At 72.2% G+C, this 22,108-nt stretch carries 19 protein-coding genes; 7 read left to right on the top strand and 12 right to left on the bottom strand.

From position 1 onward, the window contains the following. Positions 1–153: 153 nt before the first annotated feature. On the top strand, positions 154–648 hold the full coding sequence (locus tag ACZ6TD_RS19545) for a YbaK/EbsC family protein (RefSeq protein WP_471355716.1): 495 nt from the start codon (positions 154–156) through the stop codon (positions 646–648). After that, positions 645–1,532, top strand: a complete 888-nt coding sequence (locus tag ACZ6TD_RS19550) for an EamA family transporter (RefSeq protein WP_471355718.1) — start codon at positions 645–647, stop codon at positions 1,530–1,532. The genes ACZ6TD_RS19545 and ACZ6TD_RS19550 overlap by 4 nt, the downstream gene beginning before the upstream one ends. 63 nt (positions 1,533–1,595) lie before the next feature. On the opposite strand, the gene ACZ6TD_RS19555 is transcribed toward ACZ6TD_RS19550, so the two are convergent. Then, positions 1,596–2,402, bottom strand: a complete 807-nt coding sequence (locus ACZ6TD_RS19555; protein ID WP_471357886.1) for an SDR family NAD(P)-dependent oxidoreductase — start codon at positions 2,400–2,402, stop codon at positions 1,596–1,598. Positions 2,403–2,560: 158 nt separating this feature from the next. Here ACZ6TD_RS19555 and ACZ6TD_RS19560 point away from each other — a divergent pair, with 158 nt between their 5' ends. After that, entirely contained in the window at positions 2,561–3,853 is a 1,293-nt protein-coding gene (locus ACZ6TD_RS19560; protein ID WP_471355720.1) for a serine hydrolase domain-containing protein, read from the top strand. A 152-nt stretch (positions 3,854–4,005) separates the two neighbouring features. Here ACZ6TD_RS19560 and ACZ6TD_RS19565 read toward each other — a convergent pair whose 3' ends face one another. The 5 genes from ACZ6TD_RS19565 to ACZ6TD_RS19585 all read right to left on the bottom strand — a co-directional run bounded on the left by ACZ6TD_RS19565 (position 4,006) and on the right by ACZ6TD_RS19585 (position 9,792). Then, entirely contained in the window at positions 4,006–4,788 is a 783-nt protein-coding gene (locus ACZ6TD_RS19565; protein ID WP_471355722.1) for an energy-coupling factor ABC transporter ATP-binding protein, read from the bottom strand. After that, on the bottom strand, positions 4,773–5,537 hold the full coding sequence (gene cbiQ / locus ACZ6TD_RS19570) for a cobalt ECF transporter T component CbiQ (protein WP_471355724.1): 765 nt from the start codon (positions 5,535–5,537) through the stop codon (positions 4,773–4,775). Before cbiQ ends, ACZ6TD_RS19565 begins: the two co-directional genes overlap by 16 nt. A gap of 2 nt (positions 5,538–5,539) precedes the next feature. After that, positions 5,540–6,652 (bottom strand): energy-coupling factor ABC transporter permease, encoded by a 1,113-nt coding sequence (locus tag ACZ6TD_RS19575; protein WP_471355726.1) that lies wholly within the window; start codon positions 6,650–6,652, stop codon positions 5,540–5,542. 180 nt (positions 6,653–6,832) lie between these two features. Further along, positions 6,833–9,091, bottom strand: coding sequence for an MMPL family transporter (locus ACZ6TD_RS19580; RefSeq protein ID WP_471355728.1), 2,259 nt, complete (start codon positions 9,089–9,091; stop codon positions 6,833–6,835). A gap of 128 nt (positions 9,092–9,219) precedes the next feature. Continuing rightward, positions 9,220–9,792: a TetR/AcrR family transcriptional regulator gene (locus ACZ6TD_RS19585; protein ID WP_044581522.1), complete on the bottom strand. Its 573-nt coding sequence runs from the start codon at positions 9,790–9,792 to the stop codon at positions 9,220–9,222. A 197-nt stretch (positions 9,793–9,989) separates the two neighbouring features. Here ACZ6TD_RS19585 and ACZ6TD_RS19590 point away from each other — a divergent pair, with 197 nt between their 5' ends. Further along, positions 9,990–13,286: a S41 family peptidase gene (locus ACZ6TD_RS19590; RefSeq protein WP_471355730.1), complete on the top strand. Its 3,297-nt coding sequence runs from the start codon at positions 9,990–9,992 to the stop codon at positions 13,284–13,286. A 178-nt stretch (positions 13,287–13,464) separates the two neighbouring features. On the opposite strand, the gene ACZ6TD_RS19595 is transcribed toward ACZ6TD_RS19590, so the two are convergent. From ACZ6TD_RS19595 to ACZ6TD_RS19610, 4 genes are all read right to left on the bottom strand, one after another. Then, on the bottom strand, positions 13,465–13,770 hold the full coding sequence (locus tag ACZ6TD_RS19595) for a hypothetical protein (protein WP_471355733.1): 306 nt from the start codon (positions 13,768–13,770) through the stop codon (positions 13,465–13,467). Between the two features lie 119 nt (positions 13,771–13,889). Continuing rightward, positions 13,890–14,804: an SDR family oxidoreductase gene (locus ACZ6TD_RS19600; protein WP_471355735.1), complete on the bottom strand. Its 915-nt coding sequence runs from the start codon at positions 14,802–14,804 to the stop codon at positions 13,890–13,892. Continuing rightward, a complete protein-coding gene (locus ACZ6TD_RS19605; protein WP_471355738.1) occupies positions 14,801–15,841 on the bottom strand; it encodes an alpha/beta fold hydrolase in 1,041 nt (346 codons plus the stop codon). Before ACZ6TD_RS19605 ends, ACZ6TD_RS19600 begins: the two co-directional genes overlap by 4 nt. After that, the gene (locus ACZ6TD_RS19610; RefSeq protein ID WP_471357889.1) at positions 15,838–17,367 is read right to left on the bottom strand and encodes a flavin-containing monooxygenase; all 1,530 of its coding nucleotides are present in this window, start codon (positions 17,365–17,367) and stop codon (positions 15,838–15,840) included. The genes ACZ6TD_RS19605 and ACZ6TD_RS19610 overlap by 4 nt, the downstream gene beginning before the upstream one ends. Before the next feature lie 188 nt (positions 17,368–17,555). Between ACZ6TD_RS19610 and ACZ6TD_RS19615 the strand changes: the two genes are divergently transcribed. Then, positions 17,556–18,257 carry a MerR family transcriptional regulator gene (locus tag ACZ6TD_RS19615; protein WP_471357891.1) on the top strand — a complete coding sequence of 234 codons (702 nt, stop codon included), beginning with the start codon at positions 17,556–17,558 and terminating at the stop codon, positions 18,255–18,257. A gap of 24 nt (positions 18,258–18,281) precedes the next feature. Here ACZ6TD_RS19615 and ACZ6TD_RS19620 read toward each other — a convergent pair whose 3' ends face one another. Then, on the bottom strand, positions 18,282–19,085 hold the full coding sequence (locus ACZ6TD_RS19620; protein WP_471355740.1) for an exodeoxyribonuclease III: 804 nt from the start codon (positions 19,083–19,085) through the stop codon (positions 18,282–18,284). 63 nt (positions 19,086–19,148) lie between these two features. Between ACZ6TD_RS19620 and ACZ6TD_RS19625 the strand changes: the two genes are divergently transcribed. Beyond that, positions 19,149–19,709, top strand: a complete 561-nt coding sequence (locus tag ACZ6TD_RS19625) for a GNAT family N-acetyltransferase (RefSeq protein WP_471355742.1) — start codon at positions 19,149–19,151, stop codon at positions 19,707–19,709. Positions 19,710–19,766: 57 nt separating this feature from the next. Here ACZ6TD_RS19625 and ACZ6TD_RS19630 read toward each other — a convergent pair whose 3' ends face one another. Beyond that, positions 19,767–20,933, bottom strand: a complete 1,167-nt coding sequence (locus ACZ6TD_RS19630) for a trypsin-like serine peptidase (protein WP_471355744.1) — start codon at positions 20,931–20,933, stop codon at positions 19,767–19,769. 619 nt (positions 20,934–21,552) lie between these two features. Here ACZ6TD_RS19630 and ACZ6TD_RS19635 point away from each other — a divergent pair. Next, positions 21,553–22,050 (top strand): Dps family protein, encoded by a 498-nt coding sequence (locus ACZ6TD_RS19635; protein ID WP_471355747.1) that lies wholly within the window; start codon positions 21,553–21,555, stop codon positions 22,048–22,050. The last annotated feature ends 58 nt before the right edge of the window (positions 22,051–22,108 follow it).

Consider the following 22,108-nt stretch of genomic DNA (forward strand, 5'->3'; position numbering starts at 1 on the left):
GGCGGGCGCATCGAGCGCCCGCCCGGCTCCTTCGTGTTCGGCCGGCCGGCCCATCTCCTTCGTGTTCAGCCGGCCGGCCGGTCAGCGGGGCCCGGAGGCCACCGTCGGGAAAAGTCCTGGCGGGGGGCGCGGGGGCGTCGATAGCGTCGTTCCATGGTCGACTCCACTCCTGACACCGCCGCCCACCCCCGCTTCGCCGACGCCCTGCGCGAGCTCGGCCTGGACGTCGAGGTGCGCCGGTTCCCCGACGCCACCCGTACCGCCGCCGAGGCCGCCGCGGCGATCGGCTGTGCGCTGGGCCAGATCGTCAAGTCGCTGGTCTTCGAGGCGGACGGACAGCCGGTGGTGGTACTGATGGACGGGGCGTCACGCGTCGACGTCGAGCTGGTACGGCGTGAACTGGGCGCCGGGAGCGTCCGCCGGGCGGACGCGGCGCTGGTGCGGGAGACCACCGGCTACGCCATCGGCGGGGTGCCGCCCTTCGGCCACCGCACCCGCACCCGCGTCCTCGCCGACCGCCGGCTGCTGGACCACGAGACCGTATGGGCCGCGGCGGGCAATCCGCACACCGTCTTCCCGCTCGACCCCAAGACCCTGATCGCGCACGCCGGGGGCACGCTGGTGGATGTGCGCGAGCGGTCCGCGTGACCCCGCTGGTCGCGGCCGCGGTGCTGATCGCGGCCGTCACCCACGCCAGTTGGAACGCCATCGCGCACGGCATCAGGGACCAACTGCTCGCCTTCACCCTGGTGGGCGGCGGCGGGGCGCTGTGCGGACTGGCACTGCTGCCGTTCACCCCGCTGCCCGCGGCGGACGCCTGGCCGTATCTGCTGGCCTCCGCGGCCATCCATGTGGTCTATCAACTGCTGCTCATGCGCTCGTTCCACCTGGGCGACTTCGGCCAGATGTACCCCATCGCGCGCGGCACCGCCCCGCTGGTGGTGACCGTGGCCGCCGCGGTCTTCGTCGGCGAGCGGCCGGACCGCTGGCAGGCGGCGGGGATCGCGCTGGCCTCGGCGGGGCTGGTGGGCGTGGCGCTGTGGGGCATCAAGGGGCCGCGGCACGCTGAGCGCGGGGAGAACGGGGAGAACGGCGGGGGCGCGCCGCAGTGGCTCGCCCTTACGGCCGCCATCGCCACCGGTCTGTCCATCGCCGCGTACACCGTCGTGGACGGTCTGGGGGTGCGTGCCTCCGGCAGTCCGCCCGCCTACATCGCCTGGCTGATGATCCTGGAGGGCTTCGCCATCCCCGTCTGCGCCCTGGCGATCCGGCGCGGTGCGCTCCTGCGGCAACTGCGGCCGGTGGCGGCGCGCGGACTGCTCGGCGGGCTGCTGTCGGTCGCCGCCTACGGTCTGGTCCTGTGGGCCCAGACCCGGGCCGAGCTCGCCCCGATCGCGGCGCTGCGCGAATCGTCGATCATCGTGGGCGCGGCGATCGGGGCGCTGTTCTTCAAGGAGCGGTTCGGCGGTCCGAGGATCGCGGCGGCGGGGCTGATGGTGGCGGGCATCGGGCTGATGCTGCACGCGGGTTGACCGCGCACTCCGTCGCGTGTGCCCCGTACTCCGCGTCTATACGAGCGACCCCTGGCAAGGCGGCTACGACTGTGTCTCGCTGGGCGTCTCCGAGTGACCGAAGGCCCTGCGCACCGCCACGTTCGTGGTCGTGATGCCGCCGTCCACGGGGAGGGTGGTCCCGGTGATCCATGCGGCGTCGGAGGAGGCGAGGAAGGTGATGGCGGCGGCGATGTCGGTGGGTTCGCCGACCCGGCCGAGGGGGTAGACCTCGGCGGCGCGGCGCAGGGTGTCCTCCCGGCCGTCCCAGCCGGGGGTGCGGATCGTGCCGGGGGCCACGAGGTTGACGCGGACGCCCCGGCCGGCGGCGTGGGCGGCCAGGGTGCGGGTGAGGCTGCCCAGGCCGGCCTTGGCGGCGCTGTAGGCGTGGTTGCCGAAGTCCTGGAGGCCGTTGACCGAGCCGACGTTGACGATGGCGCCCCGGCCGTCCGCGGCGGCCAGATGCGGCAGCGCGGCGCGGGAACAGCGGAACGCGCCGCCGAGGGTGACATCGATGTCCTGCTGCCACTCGTCGTCCGCCTGGTCCTCGAACAGCGGGGTGTCGACGTGGCACGAGTGGGCGCTGTTGACCAGGACGTCCAGCCTTCCGAAGCTCCTTACGGCGTGCGCGACCGCCGCCTCGACGTCCGCCCGCCGGGCCACGTCGCAGCCCAGCGACTCGGCCTCGCCGCCGTCGGCCCGTATGGACGCGGCGGCCTTCGCGGCCCGTTCGCCGTCCTGGTCGGTGATCAGCACGCGGGCGCCCTCGTCGGCGAACCGGCGGGCGGTCGCCTCCCCGATCCCGCGCCCCGCGCCGGTGAGCATGACCGCGTAGCCCTCGAATCTCCGCACCGTGTGCCCCTTCTCGTCGGCTCCGGGACCGCCGCCGCCCCATCGCGGCGGGTCCGCCGGGATCATGCCCGGCCCCGGCATGATCCTCCCGCGCGCGGCGTTGCACCATAAGAGAAACACAGCACACACGCTCGGGTCGGCATGGCGGGAGTCGGACAGTGGTGGACGTCCAGGGCACGGTGGCGGACGGTTTCGAACCGGTCCGGGACGCCTTCGCGGCGAACTTCGCCCGGCACGGCGAGCGCGGCGCGGCCGTGGTCCTGTACCGGGAGGGCGAGAAGGTCGTCGATCTGTGGGGCGGTACGAAGACGCCCGACGGCGGCCAGGACTCCGACGGCGGCCAGGACTCCGGTGACCGTAAGGAGTCCGCGGACCGTGAGGACTCCGATGGCCGTGAGGGGTCCGACGACGGCCCCGAGCCCTGGACCCAGGACACCGCCCAGGTCGTCCGGTCGGTCACCAAGGGCGTCGCCGCCGCCGTGCCGCTGCTGCTGCACCAGCGCGGCCAACTGGACCTGGACGGCCGGGTCAGCACCTACTGGCCGGAGTTCAAGGCGGCCGGCAAGGAGCGGGTGCTGGTGCGGCATCTGCTGGCACACCGCACCGGCGTGCCCGTGCTCGACACCCCGCTGACCCCCGCCGAGGCCATCGACGGCATATCCGGGCCGCGGGCCGTCGCCGCCCAGCAGCCCGTGTGGGAGCCCGGTACGGCCCACGGCTACCACGCCCAGACGTACAGCTGGCTGCTGGGCGAGCTGGTGCGCAGGGTCACCGGGCGGACCATCGGGCGCTGGATCGCCGAGGAGATCGCCCGGCCGCTGGGGCTCGACCTGTGGCTCGGGCTGCCCGAGGAGCAGCGGGGCCGGGTGGGCCGGATCGCGGCGGTGGAGGCGCTCTCCGCGCCCGCCGCCCAGGGGCCGCGGCTGCGCCCCAAGCGGTCGGTCGCCGAGGCGTATCGGGACCCCGAGTCGCTGACCCGGCGGGCGTTCGCCGCGATCACCCCGCTGCCGGACGAGAACGACCCCGCGTATCTGGCCGCCGAGTTGCCCGCCTCGGGCGGGGTGGCGACCGCCGAGGCCCTGGCCCGCTTCTACGCGGCGCTGATCGGCCCGCTGCCCTCGGCCCGTACGGCCCGCTCGGGGGGCAGGCTGTTCGCCCCGGCGACGCTGACGATGGCCCGTACCGAGGAGTCCGCGGGGCCGGACCGGGTCCTGGTCGTCGGCACCCGCTTCGGCCTCGGCTACATGCTGCACGGCCCGGCCTGCCCGTTGCTGGGGCCGGGCTCCTTCGGCCACCCGGGGCGCGGTGGCTCCCTCGCCTTCGCCGACCCGGAGGCGCGCATCGGCTTTGCCTACGTCACCAACGGTATGCGGCGCGGCGTCACCGCCGATCCGCGTGCGCAGGCGCTCGTGCGCGCGGTGCGGACCAGCCTGGCGGCGCGGGAGGCGTAACGGCCCGAGGTGCCGCACCGGCCGGGCGGCGCCACAGAGGTGGCGTTACAGCGTGCGCGCCGAACCGTGCGATCCCATGGCGGCACGAGCCGTACCGGGGCAGCGCGACGGCCCCTGCCGAGTGGTCAGGGGCCGCAGGAATTGATGGTTTGTCACCTCACCGGCACCGTCACCGAGCGCGGATCGAAGCCGAAGGGGAGTTCCAGCCGGTGCTCGCGCATCAGCTCCTCGTCGCACAGCAGCTCCTGCGTTCCGCCGTCCGCCGCGATCACCCCGCCGCTGAGCACCACCGAGCGCGGGCACAACTCCAGCGCGTACGGCAGATCGTGGGTGACCATCAGCACGGTCACCTCCAGGGACCGCAGGATGTCGGCGAGTTCACGGCGCGAGGCCGGGTCGAGGTTGGACGAGGGCTCGTCCAGGACCAGGATCTCCGGCTCCATGGCCAGTACCGTCGCCACGGCCACCCGCCGCCGCTGCCCGAAGGAGAGGTGGTGCGGCGGCCGGTCGGCGAACTCCGCCATCCCGACCCGCTCCAGCGCGCGGCGCACCCGCTCCTCCAGCTCCGCGCCGCGCAGCCCCGCCGCGGCCGGGCCGAAGGCCACGTCCTCGCGCACGGTCGGCATGAAAAGCTGGTCGTCCGGGTCCTGGAAGACGATGCCCACCCGGCGGCGGATCTCGGCCAGATGCGCCTTCGCCACGGGCAGCCCCACGACCGTGACCGTCCCGGCGCCCGCCGTAAGGATGCCGTTGAGGTGCAGCACGAGCGTGGTCTTGCCCGCGCCGTTGGGCCCGAGGAGCGCCACCCGCTCACCGCGGGCCACGGTCAGATCGACGCCGAAGAGGGCCTGATGGCCGTCGGGGTAGGCGTAGGCCAGACCGGACACCTGGAGGGACGGCGGGGTGGCGGCGGGGTCGGTCAAGGCAGCATCCATCCGGTCAGGCAGACCGCCAGCGCGGTCAGCGGGAGGGCGGCGGCGTACATCCACTGGGTACGGGAGGCCGTCACATCGTCGATCACCGGCATGGTGCCCGTATAGCCCCGGCTGACCATCGCCAGGTGGACCCGTTCGCCCCGTTCGTAGGAGCGGATGAACAGCGCCCCGGCCGAGGAGGCGAGCACACCCCAGTGCCGCACCCCGCGCGCCTCGAAGCCGCGCGACTGGCGGGCGATCCGCATCCGGCGCATCTCGTCGGAGATGACGTCCCCGTAGCGGATCATGAACGAGGCGATCTGCACCAGCAGCGAGGGCATCCGCAGCCGCTGCAACCCCAGCAGCAGGGCGCGCAGCTCGGTCGTGGACGCCAGGAGGACGGAGGCGGCGACGCCGAGGGTGCCCTTGGCGAGGATGTTCCAGGCGCTCCACAGCCCGGACTCGCTGAGCGACATCCCCAGTACCGCCACCCGCGGGCCCTCCGCGATGAACGGCATCAGCACGGCGAACGCCACGAACGGGACCTCGATCAGCAGCCGCCGCAGTACGTACCCGCCCGGAATCCGGGCCGCCGCCGCCACTCCGGCCAGCAGCACCGCGTACGCCCCGAAGGCCCAGACGGCCTCGCGGGGCGTGGAGACGACCACCAGCACGAAGCAGAAGACGGCGGCGATCTTGCAGTGCGGGGGGAGGGCGTGGACGGGCGACCGGCCCTCCCGGTAGAGCTTGTGCGCGTGTCCCGCACCCACGGTCAGCCCCGCTCGCTCTCGGCCGTCGCCCTGCGCCGCCGTACGACGACGAAGATCCCGGAGCCGACGGCGAGCGTGGCCCCGACCCCGATCACCCCGGCGAGCCCGCCGGAGAGCCGGGCGTCGGAGATGTCCTTGACGCCGTAGTCGGCGAGCGGGGAGTCCTTGGCGGCGTGGTCCTCGGTCTTCTTGTCGATCCCCTTGTCATGGGCGACCTTCTCCAGCCCGTCGGGGCTGGCGGAGGCGTAGAAGCTGACGACCCCGGCGCACAACAGCGCGGCCGCGAGCCCGGCCCACCACACGCGCCGCGCCGACCGCCGCGGCGCGGCGGCGGGCTCGGGGGTCCCGGTGGGCTCGGGGATCTCGGAGGTCGCCGCGGCGGGCTCGGCCGCCGGGCCCGCGGCCCGTGCCACCGCTCCCGGGGCGGCCGGGGCCAGCGGGCTGCTGCGGATCTCCAGCGGACGTGCGGTCACCCCCCGCGCCCCGTACACCAGATCCGGCCGTACGGCCACGACGGCGCCGACCGTCAGCGCGGTGATCGCCGCCTCGCCGATGCCGATCAGCACATGCACACCGACCATCGCCGCGAAGACCTTACCGATCGCCACATCGGCCGTGCCGCCCAGCGCGTAGATCGCCGTGAAGGCCACCGCGGCGGCGGGCACGGAGATCAGCGCCGCCACGAAGGACGCGACGGTGACCGTACGGCGGCGATGCGGGGCCAGCTTCACGATCGCGCGGAAGAGCGCGTACGCCACGACCGTGGTGACCAGGGCCATGTCGGTGATGTTGACGCCGAGCGCGGTGAGCCCGCCGTCCGCGAACAGCACGCTCTGCATCAGCAGCACCACGGAGACGCACAACACCCCCGTGTACGGCCCCACGAGTATCGCGGCCAGCGCCCCGCCCAGCAGGTGGCCGCTGGTCCCGGCGGCCACGGGGAAGTTCAGCATCTGCACGGCGAAGATGAACGCCGCGACCAGCCCGGCCAGCGGCGCGGTCCGCTCGTCGAGCTCCCGCCGGGCACCGCGCAAACTGACCGCGACGGCCCCGGCCGCGACCACACCGGTCGCCACCGACACCGGTGCGTCGATGAATCCGTCGGGCACATGCATGGCGGGACTCCGCTCCTGAGCTGCAGCTATCGGCCCGATGGTAGCCCGTACCTGCAAGTCGTTCGCAAGAGCGCCGACGTCGCGGGATCGCGCAAGCTCGTGGAAACGCCGAACGGCGGCCTTCCGGGATCGGAAGGCCGCCGTCGGGCCGGAGCGTGACGCCAGGTGTTCAGACGGGGGTCAGACGCGGGTCAGCTCGGCGTCGGGGTCGGAGTCCCGGTCGCGCTGCTGGGCCGCGGAGGGCTGCTCGAGCTGCTTGCGCAGGCCCTCGCCCTCCACGTCCACGTTGGGCAGCGCCCGGTCCAGCCAGCGCGGCAGCCACCAGGCCGCCTTGCCGAGCAGCGCCAGGACCGCCGGGACGATGGCCATGCGGACCACGAAGGCGTCGAAGAGAACGGCGGTGGCGAGGCCGAAGCCGATCATCTTGATCATCGACTCGGACGAGCCGATGAATCCCGCGAAGACGCTGATCATGATGACCGCGGCCGCGGTGACCACCCGGGCGCCGTGCCGGAAGCCGGTGACGACGGCCTGGCCGGGGCGCTCGCCGTGGACGTACGCCTCCCGCATCCGGGTCACCAGGAAGACCTCGTAGTCCATCGCCAGACCGAACACCACGCCGATCATGAAGATCGGCATCATGCTCATGATCGGGCCGGTCTCCTCGACCCCGAACAGGTCCGCCAGCCAGCCCCACTGGAAGACCGCGACCACCGCGCCGAGCGCCGCGACGACGGAGAGCAGGAAGCCGAGCGCCGCCTTGAGCGGGACCAGGACGGACCGGAAGACCACCATCAGCAGCAGGAAGGCCAGTCCGACGACGAGCACCAGATAGGGCACCAGCGCGTCGTTGAGCTTCTGCGAGATGTCGATGTTCATCGCCGTCTGGCCGGTCACCAGCACCTCGGCGCCGGTGTCGGACCTCAAGCCGCTCGCCTTGTCCCGGATGTCACCGACCAGGTTCTCGGTGTCGATGCTGCTCGGCTTGTACTTGGAGAGGACGGTGAGGGTCGCGGTGTCACCGGCCTTGTTGAACGTGGCCGGGCTGACCCCCGCCACCCCGTCCAGACCGGTGATGGTCTTGACGACCTGCTGGGCCGCGCCCTTGGCGTCATCGCTGCCCTTGGCGTCGACGACCACCATCAGCGGACCGTTGTAGCCGGGGCCGAAGCCCTTGGAGATCATGTCGTACGCCTGGCGCTTCTGGCTGCTGACCGGCTGCGAACCATCGTCCGGCAAACCGAGTTCCAGGCTGACGGCGGGCACGGCGGCCGCGCCGAGGCCGAGCACGGCCACCAGGAGCACCATCAACGGACGGCGCAGCACGAAGCGGGCCCAGCGGGTGCCCATGTTGGGCTTCTCCTCGGGGGCGTCCGCGCCGCTCGCGGCGACCGCCGCGGCACGCTCCTCCATCCGCCGGCGCGCCTTGCGCCCGAACACCCGCTTGCCCGCGAAGCCCAGCACCGCCGGGATGAGGCTGATCGCGATGAGGACCGCGATGACGACCGTACCGGCCGCGGCGAAGCCCATCTTGGTCAGCATCGGGATGTTGACGACGGCGAGGCCGACCAGCGCGATGACGACCGTAAGGCCGGCGAAGACGACCGCCGAGCCCGCGGTGCCGACAGCCCGTCCGGCGGCTTCCTCCCGGTCCCGTCCCTCGGCCAGCTCCGCGCGGTAGCGGGAGACGATGAACAGCGCGTAGTCGATGCCGACCGCGAGGCCAATCATCATCGCCAGTGTGGAGGTGGTGGTGGACAGCCCCAGCGTGGTGGCGAGCGCGGTGATCGACGAGATGCCGATGCCGACGCCGATGAGCGCGGTCAGCAGTGGCAGTCCGGCCGCCACCAGCGAGCCGAAGGTGATGGCGAGGACGACCGCGGAGATCGCGATACCGATGATCTCGGTGGAGCCGGTCTCCGGCATCTCCTGGAGCGCGTCACCGCCGATCTGCACCGTCAGCCCCGACTTCTGGGCCTTCTCCCCCACCTCCTTCAGACCGTCCTTGGCGGGGTCCTCCAGCTCCATGGCGTTGACCTTGTAGCTGGTCAGGATGTACGCCGTGGTGCCGTCCTTGCTGACGGCCCGGGTCTGGTAGGGGTCGGCGACCGAGGCGACCTGCGGCGAGCTGGCCTTGAGCTCGGCGACGGTCTTGGTGACCACCGCCTTGTTGTCCGGGTCGGTCATCTTCTCGCCGCTCGGGGCGCGGAAGACCACACGGGCGGTGGCACCGTCCGCGTTACCCCCGGGGAACCGCTGTTCCAGCAGGTCGAACGCCTTCTGGGCCTCGGTGCCCGGAATGGAGAAGCTGTCGTTGGCGGGCTGGGAGGCGGTGGCGGCGCCGACGCCCGCGACCGCGAGCAGCGCCACCCATATCAGCGCGACGAAGCCGCGTCGCCGGAAGGCGAACCGGCCGAGTTTATAGAGGAAGGTGGCCACGAGAAGGAGTGCTCCCGTCGGGTTGTCTGGCAGGGCAGGGATGGGTGACCGAACCGGCGACGAGAGCGGCGCGCCGGCCGGGACCTTATGTGGTTGTGCGGGGAGATCCAGGAGTGGGGAGGGAAGGGCTACGCGGCGCCGAGCGCGGGGAGGATCACGGCGTCGATGTACTCCAGGAGATACGTCTGGTCCGGCTGCTTGCCCTCGACGAGCGGTCGGGTGATGAACGCGCCGCACATCATGTGCACGACGTAGTTCAAGGCGGGCCGGTCCGGGGCGACTTCGCCGCGGTCGACGGCGCGCCTCAGCAGCGCGTGGAGCGCGTCGATCTCGGGGAAGATCAACAACTCTCGCAGGGCCTGATGGAGGTCCGGGTTGTCATGGCTTGCGTGGGCGAGTCCCCTCATCAGCGCGGCGTCCCGCTCATGGGCGGTCTCCGAACACCGCGCGATCTCCCGCAGGTCCCCGCGGAGCGATCCGGTGTCGACGCCTTCGAGCAGAACGGGCTTGGTGTGCCGCAGCGCGGTCGCGACCAGCTGCGGCTTGCCTTTCCACTGGCGGTAGAGCGTGGCCTTGCTGGATCGGGTGCGGGCCGCGACGGCGTCCATCGTCAGACCGTCGTACCCGACCTCGCCCAGCAGCTCGACCACCGCCTCGTACAGCTCCCGCTCGCGCTCGGGGGAGAGTCTGCTGCGGCGCACCCGGGCGGTGTCGCGGTCCTCCGTCGTCGGCTGATCCGTGGTCCGCATGGGGTGTCGCCTCCCTCCGAACTTCCGAACGAAACGGTTTCGTACTCCTCCAGCATAAGCCCGACTCTATCGAAACTACGCCGTTTCGCTCGTGGTCTCGGTCACACAACCGAGTTGCTCCGAATGGCGTAGCTCGAAAACATGGGTGGGTGGAGCCTTACGCATGCGACGACGACCTGGCGTACCTGCGATTTCCGCATCTGCACGGCGACTTGCTGTGCTTCGCGGCCGAAGACGATCTGTGGGTCGCCCCACTGACCGCCCCGGGTGAGCCACCCGGGCGAGCGTGGCGGCTGACCGTGGACCGTACCCGCGTCGGACCTCCCCGCTTCTCCCCCGACGGCTCCCAGATCGCGTTCACCACCTGGCGCAGCCTCGACCCGGAGATCTACCTCGTCCCCTCGGCCGGCGGCCCGGCCCGCCGGCTGACCTACTGGGGCAGTACGGACACCACGGTGTGCGGCTGGACCCCGCCGGACCAGGACGGCGCCTCCCAGATCCTCGCGGTCTCCTCCCATGAGCAGCCGTTCTCCCACTTCTCCTGGGCCTACAGCCTGCCCACCGACGGCAGCCCCGGCGGGCGGCTGCCCTGGGGGCCGGTGGCCGACATCGCGGTGGCCGACCTCGACGGCGAGCGCCGCACCCTGCTGCTCACCGGCAAGCCGCCGCACGAGCCCGCCACCTGGAAGCGCTACCGGGGCGGGGCGATGGGCCGGCTGTGGCTGCACGGCACCCGGCTCGCGGAGAAGCTGAACGGCCATCTGGACGCGGCGATGTTCGTCGGCGGCCGGATCGCCTTCCTCTCCGACCACGAGGGCATCGGCAACCTCTACTCCTGTCTGCCCGACGGCACCGATCTGCGCCGCCACACCGACCACGCCGACTTCTACGCCCGGCACGCCTCGACCGACGGCTCCCGCGTCGTCTACCAGTGCGCGGGCGAGCTGTGGCTGGTGGACGATCTGAGCCTGGACGGCCGGCCGCGCAAGCTGGACGTGCGGCTCGGCGGGGCGCGCACCGGGCGGCGGCCCTACCAGGTGCCCGCCGCCTCGCACATCGACTCGCTGTCGGTGGACACCACCGGCCGGGCCAGCGCGGTGTGCGTCCGCGGCAGCCTGTACTGGCTCACCCACCGCGACGGACCCGCCCGCACCCTCGCCGACACCCCGGGGGTCCGGGTGCGGCTGCCCGTGATGCTGGGCTCGACCGGCCGGGTCGCCTACCTCACCGACGCGGAGGGCGAGGACGCCATCGAGATAGCGCATCTGCCCCGGGCCGCCGGCCCCACCGAGCCGCGCCGGCTGGCCGCCGGTCAGCTGGGCCGGGTGCACGAGCTGGAGCCCTCACCGGACGGCGACCTGCTCGCGGTCGCCGCGGGCGACGGGCGGCTGCTCCTGGTGGACACCTCCCCCGACGGGGACGGCGAGGTCACCGAGCTGATCCGGTCGGACAACGGCCCGGTGGGCGACCTGGCCTTCGCCCCCGACTCGGCCTGGCTCGCCTGGTCCCACCCCGGAATAGGGCGCACCCTGCGCTCGATCAAGATCGCGCGGCTGGCCGACCGGACCACCGTTGATGTGACCAATGGGCGGTTCGAGGACGAGGAGCCGGTCTTCACCAGCGACGGCCGCTATCTCGCCTTCCTCTCCTGGCGCGGCTTCGACCCGGTCTACGACGTGCACACCGGCGACCTCTCCTTCCCGCTGGGCTGCCGCCCCTATCTCGTACCGCTGTCCTCCGCCACCCCCTCGCCCTTCGCGCTGTCCCCCGAGGGGCGCCCGGCGGCGGGCGGTCTCGACCCGGACGTCAGCGGGGGCGAGGGCGACGGCGACGGCACGGTGACGGTCGAGGTGGAGGGGCTGGCCAGCCGGGTCACGGCCTTCCCCGTCGCCGCGTCCAAGTACTCCTCGCTGAGGCCGGTCAGCGGCGGCGGGCTGGTGTGGCTGCGCTGGCCGATCTCGGGCGTGCTCGGCGAGACGTTCGCCAACCCGGCCGAGACCTCGAGCCGCCCCACCCTGGAACACTTCGACCTGGCGAAGGCCAAGCGCACCGAACTCACCAGTGAGCTGGACTGGTTCGTGGTCAGCGGCGACGGCACCCGGCTGGTGGCCTACGACGACGGCGATCTGAGCGCGATGCCCGCCACCGAGTCCGGCGACAGCGACTCCACCGTCCACCTCGACATGCGGCGGATCCAGCACACCGCCGATCCGGCGGCCGAGTGGCGGCAGGCGTACGACGAGGCCGGGCGCATCACCCGGCACTACTACTGGGACCCGGGGATGTGCGGGGTCGACTGGGACGGGGTGCTCGACCAGTACCGTCCGCTGGTCGAACGGGTCGCCTCGCCCGACGAGTTCGCCGATCTGCTCCGCGAGACCCTCGGCGAGCTGGGCACCTCGCACGCCTACGTCAGCGCCGCGCGCCGCAACGAGGGGCCGTCCCACTACCAGCGCCCCATCGGACTGCTCGGCGCCAACCTCACCCGCGCCAAGGACGGGCGGTGGGCGGTGGCCCGCATCCTGCCCGGTGAGTCCTCCGACTCCCGGGCCCGCTCGCCGCTGGCCGGTCTGGGCATCCGGGACGGCGCCGTGCTCACCCATGTCGACGGGCGCCCGGTGGACCCGGTGGCCGGTCCGTATCCGCTGCTGACGGCCGCGGGCGGCACGACGGTGGAACTGACCTTCGAGCCGCCGGACGGCGAGGGGCCGCCGCGCCGGGTCGCGGTCTCCCCGCTGATCGACGACCGGCCGCTGCGCTACCAGGACTGGGTCGCCCAGCGCCGTTCCGTGGTGCGGAAGTTGAGCGACGGGCGGTGCGGCTATCTCCACATCCCCGACATGGGCGGTTCCGGCTGGGCGCAGTTCAACCGCGATCTGCGCCGCGAGATGTCGCTGCCCGCGCTGATCGTGGACGTCCGGGGCAACGCGGGGGGCAACATCAGCGAGCTGGTGGTGGAGAAGCTCACCCGCAAGGTCATGGGCTGGGACCTGACCCGCAACGCCCAGCCCGTGTCGTACTCCAGCAACGCGCCGCGCGGGCCGATCGTCGCGGTCGCCGACGAGGCGACCTCCTCCGACGGCGACATGATCACCGCGGCCTTCAAGATCCAGGGCATCGGGCCGGTGGTGGGGCTGCGCACCTGGGGCGGGGTGGTCGGGATGACCGGCCGTCACCGCCTCGGCGACGGCACGTCGATCACGGTGCCGATGAACGCCGCGTGGTTCGACGCCTACCGCTGGGGCGTGGAGAACCACGGTGTGGAGCCGGACATCGAGGCGCCGCGCTCCCCCGTGGACTGGGCGGAGGGCCGCCATCCACAGTTGGGGGTCGCCGTCCGTACGGCGCTCGATCTGCTGGAGCGGCATCCGGCCGCGACCCCGCCGGACTACTCGGGCGTCCCCGACCTGCGCCGCCCCCAACTGCCGCCGCGCAACGGGAACTGAGCGCGGCCCCCGGCCCCGCGCAGGGGCGGGCGGGCGCGAGTGGGCGCGGGCGCGGGTGGGGTACAGGGGCAGGCACGGGTGGCACGCAGGGGCGGGCACGGGTGACGCGCTAGGGGTGTATCCCCATGGCCGACCACGGGGATACACCCCTCCCGCCCTATGTGCCGCGCTCTGTGCGTCACATCTCTTCGAAGGGCTCCTGGTCCATCATCTCGTCGCCCATGCCCGGCTGACGGCGCTCACGGTCCATCCGCTGGGACTGCCCGCGGGCCTCCGGCCGCTCCTGCCGGCCACGGCGCTGCTCCTGCCCCGGCTCCCGGCGGGAGCGCTCCTCCATGCCCTCACCGGGCCGCATGCGCTCGGCCGACTGCATGCGCTCACCGGACTGCGTCTGCTGACCGCGCCGCGGCTCCTGGCTCCGCCCGCCCTGCGGCTTCCGCTTGGCCTGCTGAGCCTTCTCGTTCGACTGGTCCTTGGGGCCCATGTGTCACTCCTCATCGGATGAATGGCGTCGGGCCCGACAAGAGTTACACGTGCCGACTTTCTCCGCATTCCGGACCGGAGGAACCGAAGAATGCGCAGGTCAGGACGGTTGACGGAGCGTTACCGGTGACGCTCCGTGCCCACGCTGCCCGACGTGCGCGCCTTCTCGTCCGCCGCGCCGCCCTCGCCCACCAGACCGCCCCGCTCCTCCCGGGTCGCCGCCAGCCGCGGCTCGGCGCGGCGCATCTCGCGCCGCCCCACGGCGTGGATGAACGCGGGCAGATAACCGCGCATCGACTGCATACCGCGCAGCCACCACTGCGCGTACACATGCGCCGACCGGCGCTCGATGCCCGCCACCAGCCGGTCCACAGCCGGGCCCAGCGGATAGGTACGGCCCGCGGGCCAGGGCAGCCGCTGCCGCAGCTCGCGCATCACCTCGTCCCGGTCGGCGCCGCGCACCATATCGGTGTCCGTCCAGCTCAGATAGCCCACGCCGACCCGCACCCCACGGTGGCCCACCTCGGCCCGCAGACTGTGGGCGAACGCCTCGACCCCGGATTTGGACGCGCAGTACGCCGTCATCATCGGCGCGGGCGCGATCGCGGCGAGCGAGGCGATCTGCAGCAGATAGCCGCGGCTGGCGGTCAGCGCGGGCAGGAAGGCGCGGGCCGTGGTGGCGCTGCCCAGCAGATTGACCTCGATCACCCGCCGCCAGGCCGTCTCATCGGTGTCGAGGAACGGACCGGCCTGGGCCACGCCCGCGTTGGCACAGACGATGTCCACCGCGCCGAACCGCTCCACGACCTCCTCCGCCACCCGCGCCATCGCCTCGGCGTCGGTGACATCGGCGTGCCAGTAGGCGGAGTCGGTGGGAAGCCGCTCCGAAACCCGCTTCAGCTCCTCGGGCTCCAGGCCCACCAGCGCGACCTTCGCGCCACGTGCGGAGAGCTTGCGGGCGAGCAGCTCGCCGACGCCCCGCGCCGCGCCCGTCACCACCGCGACCTGGCCCTCAAGGCCCCTGCGCGCACTCATGCCGTCTGCTCCTTCGCTTCCACTGCCGTGTGCCCGGCTTCCGTCGCCGTTGTGGGGTGGGATTCCTGAGTGTGGGATTCCTGGGAGGTGGGGTGGGATTCCTGGGAGATCGTGAAATCAGTTTCCCGGGATGTCCCGTACTCCTCGACCAGGCCGCGTATCACTCCGGTGACCGCCTCGGGATCCTCCAGCGGGGTCATATGGCCGAGCCCCGGGAGCTCGGTCAGCCCGGTGCAATGCGGCAGCGCGGCGGCGAGGGCGTGGGCGTGCTCGGGCGGGGTGAGCCGGTCTGCGGTGCCGACGATGACGGCCGTGGGCATGGTCAGCCGGCCGACCCGCGCGTCCAGTTCGAGGTCGAGCAGGACCCCGCCCCATCCGGCGCGCACGACGCGGGGGCAGGCGTGCAGGATCCGCGCGCCCACCTCCACCGTGGCCGGGTCGGTGCCGGGGCCCATCGTGACGTACCGCACCAGCCGCTTGGAGAGCGGGCTGACCGGGCCCAGCGGGGCGCGTGAGCCGAGGAGCAGACGGTGCACCCGCGACCGCGCCCGCGGGGAGCGCAGCGGCACCACCCGCGCCCGGTCCACCAGCCGCGAGGCGCCGGTGCTGCACAGCACCGCGGCGGCCGCGCGCTCGCGCAGCAGGGGACGGCCGGCCGCGGCCATCAGCGTCATCGCACCCATGGAGTGGCCCGCCAGCACGGCCCGCCGACCGGGCGGAAGGGTCGCTTCGACCACCGCCACCAGATCGTCGGCCAGGGCCTCGGTGCTGTAGCCGCCGGGTCCCGGGGCCGGGCTGCGGCCATGGCCGCGCTGGTCGTAGACGATCACCCGGTGGTCGGCCGAGAGGGCGCGCAGCACCGGCGCCCAGAAGGCCGTGGAGCAGACCCAGCCGTGCGCGAGCACGACGGCCGGGGCGTCCTCGGGGCCGTGCAGCTCCGTGTGGATCCGGCTCCCGTCGGCCGAGACGACCGTCAGCTCACGCTCCGGGACGGGCGGGGCGTACGGCCCCGAGGGCAGGGAAGGAAGCCGCCTCACCGCGATCCCCTCCCCGCACCGGCCGTGGACACCGTGGCCTTGACCGGCCCGGTACGCGGCCGCACCACCGTGTACTCGGCGAGGTCCACGCGCCGGGTGACCCTCCGCAGCTCGGACGTCGTCCCCGGCCACAGGGTGGTGTTGCGGCCGTTGTCGAGGTACCAGCTGTCGCAACCTCCGGTGTTCCACACCGTGCGTTCCATCCTTTCCTGGATCATGTCGGTGTAGGCGCGCACCGCCGACGGCCGGGCGTCCAGCGCGACCTTGCCGCCGAGCGTGTCCAACTGGTGCAGATAGTCGGCCATATAGGCCAGCTGCGCCTCGATGACGAGGATCATCGAGCTGTTCCCGAGGCCGGTGTTGGGCCCGATGATGGTCAGGAAGTTGGGGAAGCCCGCCGGGCTGGTGCCGCGCAGCGCCTCCATCCCGCCCTTCCACTCCTCCGCGAGCGTCGTCCCGCGCGCCCCGGTCACCCGCTGGGCTATGGGGACGTCGGTCACATGGAAGCCGGTGCCGAAGATGATCACGTCGGCCTCGGTCTCGGTCCCGTCGGCACCGACCAGAGTGCTGCCGCGTACCTCCTTCAACCCCGACGGGACCACGTCCACATGCGGCTGGGCGAGCGCCGGATAGTAGTCGTTGGAGAGCAGGATGCGCTTGCAGCCGATGCGGTAGTCGGGGGTCAGCGCCGCCCGCAGCGCCGGGTCCTTGATGGCCCGTCGCATATGGGCACCGGCCAGCCGCTCCACGAACCGCATCTCGCCCGGCCGCTTGGTGAAGGCCCCGACCTGCAGCTCCCGGATGCCCCACAGCACCCCGCGGCGCAGCGACCGGGTGGCCGGGATCTTCGAGTGCAGCCATCGCTCGAGTCCGCTGATCCGGCGGTCCATCCGCGGCAGCACCCAGGGCGGGGTGCGCTGGAACAGCGTGAGCCTGCCGACCTCGCGCTGGATGGCGGGGACGATCTGGATGGCCGAGGCACCGGTGCCGATCATCGCCACCCGCTTGCCGCGCAGATCGGTGGTGTGGTCCCAGCGCGCGGAGTGGAAGACGGCGCCGGGGAAGCCGTCGAGGCCCGGGATGTCCGGGATCCGGGGGTCGGCGAGCGGACCGGTGGCGCTCACCACCACATCGGCGGTCAGCGAACCCCGCGCCGTCTCCACCTCCCAGTGCACCGCCTCGGAGTCCCAGCGCAGGGACCGCACCTCAGCGCCGAAGCGCAGGTGCGGCCGCAGCCCGAAGGTGTCGGCGACCCGCTCCAGATAGGCGCGGATATGGGGCTGACCGGAGAAGTTCCGGGGCCAGTCGGGGTTGGGCGCGAAGGAGAAGGAGTACAGATGCGACGGGACATCGCAGGCACAGCCCGGATAGGTGTTGTCCCGCCAGGCGCCGCCGACCGCGTCCGCGCGCTCCAGCACCACGAAGTCCGTGACGCCCGCGCGGCGCAGCCGCACCGCCGCTCCCAGCCCGCCGAATCCGGCCCCGATCACCGCCACCCGCACATGCTCATGCGTCAGCCCAGCCATGCCGCCGCCTTCCACGAACGCGAATACGACCGTGCCAGCAATCACTGGCACGATGGGAGCGTAGGACAGGGATCAACCAAGCGGTAGGGGCTGTGGATAACGAAGTTACCGGCGGTCGCACCCGGCCGGCCGCGGCATAGGCTTCCCTCGTGGCGACGAGCGAAGCGGACGAGGTACGCGAGTACCGCATGGCGGAACTGGCCGAGAAGGCCGGGATCACCGTGCGCACCCTGCGCTTCTACCGGGAGCGCAAGCTGCTCCCACCGCCGCGCCGCGAGGGCCGGATCGCCTGGTACAACGACCACCATCTGGCCCGGCTGCGGACGATCGCGGCACTGCTGGAGCGCGGCCACACCCTCGGCGGGATCGCCGAACTGCTCGCCGCCTTCGAAAGCGGCCGCCGGGACGTCGGCGAGCTGCTCGGACTGCCCGACGCGGCCGCCTCCTGGCCCGCGGAGACCCCGGTCCGGCTCAGGCCCGAGGCGCTCGCGGACTACTTCCAGGGCGAGGTCACCCCGGAGAACCTCAGCACCTCCCTCGACCTCGGCTATCTGGCCGTCGACGGCGACGAGATCGTCCACCTCAGCCGCCGTCTGCTGGACGTCTCACACACCCTGGTCGAACAGGGCGTCCCGCTGGCCGCCGTGCTCGGCGCGGCGCGCGAGGTGCGTGAGCATGTGGACGCGATCGCCGAGACCTTCGTCACACTGCTGCGCGTCCATGTGCTGGCGGACGCCGTGGAGCGCGGCGAGGACGTCGGCGAGACCGTGGAGCGGCTGCGGCCACTGGCCACGAGCGTGGTGGACGCCGAGCTGACGATGGCCATGAACCGCCGGATGCGGGCGGAGTTGGGCGAGGCCCCGCCCAGGGGCCACTCCGGGGGCCAGTGAGCTCAGCTCGCGGGAGCCGCGACCTCAGTGAGCCGGGCCGTAGGCCACCGTCACCGGGGCGTGGTCGCTCCACCGCTGGTCGTATGCGGCCGCCCGCTCCACGACCGCCTTGACCGCGCGCCCGGCGAGTCCCGGGGTGGCGATCTGGTAGTCGATGCGCCAGCCCGCGTCGTTGTCGAAGGCCCGGCCGCGGTAGGACCACCACGAGTACGGACCGGCGACGTCCGGGTGCAGGGCGCGCACCACGTCCACGTACGCCGCCTCCTCGAAGACGCTGGTCAGCCAGGCGCGCTCCTCCGGCAGGAAGCCGGACTTCTTCTGGTTGGCCTTCCAGTTCTTGAGGTCGGCCTCCTGGTGGGCGATGTTCCAGTCGCCGCACACCAGCGCCTCGCGCCCACCGGCCGCCGCCCGCTCGCGCAGCTCCTTCAGATACGGAAGGAACTCCGCCATGAAGCGCTCCTTCTCGTCCTGGCGGTCCGTGCCGACCTCACCCGAAGGGAGGTACAGGCTGCCGACGGTCAGCCCCGGCAGATCGACCTCCACATAGCGGCCGCTGCCGTCGAACTCGGACGACCCGAAGCCGACCCGGACGCCCTCCAGCTCGCGCCGGGCGTACACCGACACCCCGGCCCGGCCCTTGGCCGCCGCGGGGGCGTGCACCACATGCCAGCCGTCGGGTTCGCGGACCGCCTCGGGCAGCTCCTTGGGCTCGGCGCGCACCTCCTGGAGGCACACCACATCGGCCGCGGTACCGTCCAGCCAGGAGACGAAGCCCTTCTTGGCGGCGGCGCGCAGCCCATTTACATTCACGGTCGTCACGGTGAGCACGCCCGGCACGATACGCGACAAAAAACTACGGCCCGCCCACGGCATAGAAGTACGATCCGCCGCATGGATGTTCGACGCGTTCGCTATGACCACCCCGACGCCCGCAAGCTCGACGAGGAAGTGCAGGTCGAGTACGCCGAGCGCTACGGCGAGGGCGATCTGACGCATATGGACGCGGCCCACTTCGACCCGCCGCGCGGCCTCTACCTCATCGTCTACGACACGGACGGCACCCCGGTCGCGAGCGGCGGCTGGCGCAGCCAGGAGCGGAGCGAGGAAGGCTACGAGGACGGGGACGCCGAGATCAAGCGGATGTTCGTGGTGCGCGCGGCGCGCGGGCGGGGGCTGGCCCGGCGGATCCTCGCGGCGCTGGAGGACAGCGCGCGGGAGGCGGGGCGGGTGCGGATGGTCCTGGAGACCGGCACCGAGCAGCCCGAGGCCATCGCGCTGTACACCTCGTCCGGCTACGCACCGGTGACGAAGTTCGGGCTCTACCGCTTCGAGGAGACCAGCCGCTGCTACGCCAAGCTCCTTACGGACGCGACGGGTGCGGCGGACGCGACGGGTGCGGCGGGTGCGGCGGACCTTACGGACGCGCCCGTAAGGCCATCCGTAAGGCCATGACGAGGGGTCCGCTCCGGATGTGGAGCGGGCCCCCTCGCACCTCTGCGAGCCAGCCGGTCAGCCCTGACCGGCGAACTTCTTGCTGATGGCCTGGAACACGCCCTTGGCCTCGGCCCCCAGATGCGGCCCGGCGAGCCAGGTGTGCCCGTACGAGCCGATCGAACTGTTGGACACCAGCACCGTCTTACCGCCGTGGTTGACGAACCAGCCACCGCCCGAGGTACCCCCGGTCATCGAGCAGCCGATCCGGTACATCGTGGGCGAGGTGGGCGAGAACGACAGCCGGCCCGGCCTGCTGGTGCAGTTGAACATCTTCGCCCCGTCGTACGGCGGGGCCTGCGGATAGCCGTACGCGCCGATCGAGCTCACCTGGTCCGCCGACGGCGCCCCGAACCACACCGGCACCGAGGCCCCGACCGTCTCCTGCAGCGACTTGCCGCCGCCGTTCTCGGGCTTCACATGCAGCACCGCGAAGTCGTACGCCGACCCCACCCCGCCGGTCTTACCGCCGTTCGCGATCCACTCGGACGAGGTCTGCGACCAGTCCGCCCACCACACGCCGTAGGGGTTGACCTCGTTCTGCGCCGCCGTCTGGGTCTGCTCGGCCGGCAGTCCGTTGTCGTTGTACGAGGGCACGAACACGATATTGCGCATCCAGCCGCCCTGCTTGCCGGAGTGCACACAGTGGCCCGCGGTCCACACCAGGTTGGACTTCCCCGGGTGGGCCGGGTCGTCGATGACCGTCCCGGAGCAGACCATCGGCCCCTCGGGGCTGTCGAAGAACACCTTCCCGACCGGCGCCATGTTCTGGTGGTACGGCCGCGATACCTGCTTGGCCGGCACGGCGGGCGGCTCGGGGTCGGTGGCCGCCTGGTCCTGGCCGGTGCTCTGCGTGGAGACGGTGCGCGACGAGTCCTTCGCCTTGGCCATCCTGGACGGCTGCCAGAAGTCCTTGATGATCGGATTGGCGAATTCCGATGCCTTGCGGGCCCACTTGTCCCAGTCCTTCCAGCCGCCCTCCTTCCACTTCTTCAGGTCGTCCAGACTCGTCGGGACGCCTTCGGGAAGCTGGATCCCGTCCTTGGCCTGCTGCCCGGTGGACGCGGCCGAGGAGTTCGGCGAGGAAGCCGCCTCGTCGTCACCGGGCCCGCAGGCCGAAGCGGAGACCACCAGCAGCGCGGTCATGGCCGCGGCCGCCACGGTGGAACGGCGTATGAGTGGCATGGAGCCTTATCCCCCTGTTGTGGTGCAGTTGTTGTGCTGTGCTGTGATGTGCCGCCCTCTGCCCTACGGCGCTTTCACGCCATGGAGCCGCAGGACCGGGCACCTACTATGCCCGTGCCCCTGGCCTGCGCCATCACCTGTCCCCCGGCCCGCACCAAACACGAACGCGGTGAGCACGATTCCATGACATCGCGCCCTCCCGCGCGCCCTCCCGAACGCTCAGGGAGAGGCCAGCAGCAGCATCGCCATCGTCACCTGAGCGGCCCCCTGCAGCTTGACCGCCCACGACCGCGCCGAGGGAAACGGCAGCCGCTCCCGAGGGCAGCCGAGACTCTCCGGTCATGCGCGGCACCGGCCGCCTCGTCGGCACCCGTTCCCGCGGAAGCTGTCTCGTTCACGCCACCCAACCGTGCACGGGCCGCCCGCGGATCGCGCCAGGTACTCATTTCCCTTGGGTAGGGAGCTGATCCGCCCGTGCCCCGCGCCGGCGGCCGGATGTCCACCCGAGCGGATCAAGCGCGGTGGCGGCGCGGAGAGACCTCCTCAAGGCTTGATCGCATACGAACACGGGCCCCTGTGCCAGGGGTCTGCTCTGCGGCGCTTTCGAAGGAGACACGCCATGGCCTCTTCTGGGGGTTCCCGACGTCCGGAGAGCGATGTCGCCGGATTCACGGCCTCGCCGCAGCTCGCCCAAGCGTTGCAGCAGATCGTGGTGGACCTCGTCGAACTGCATCTCCAGGGCAAGCAGGCCCACTGGAACGTGGTCGGCCACAACTTCCGGGACCTGCACCTTCAACTGGATCAGATCGTGGACGACGCCCGCGAGTCGGCCGACACCATCGCCGAACGCATGCGCGCCCTGGCGGCCATCCCGGACGGCCGCTCCGACACCGTGGCGGCGACCACCACACTCCCCGCGTTCCCGGCGGGCGAGGTGAGCGTGAGCGCCGTCGTCGACCTCGTCACCGCCCGCCTGCGCGCCACCGTCGACACCCTCCGCACTCTCCACGACCAGGTCGACAGCGAGGACCCCTCCACGGCCGACCTACTGCATGCGATCATCGACTCCCTGGAAAAGCATGCCTGGATGGTCAGCGTGGAAAACCGCTCCCCCTGATCCCCGCCATACAAAACCAGAAAGCCCCCGCCGGATTTCCGTCCCGCGCAGAGGCGAC

The organism is Streptomyces yongxingensis (assembly GCF_055597465.1).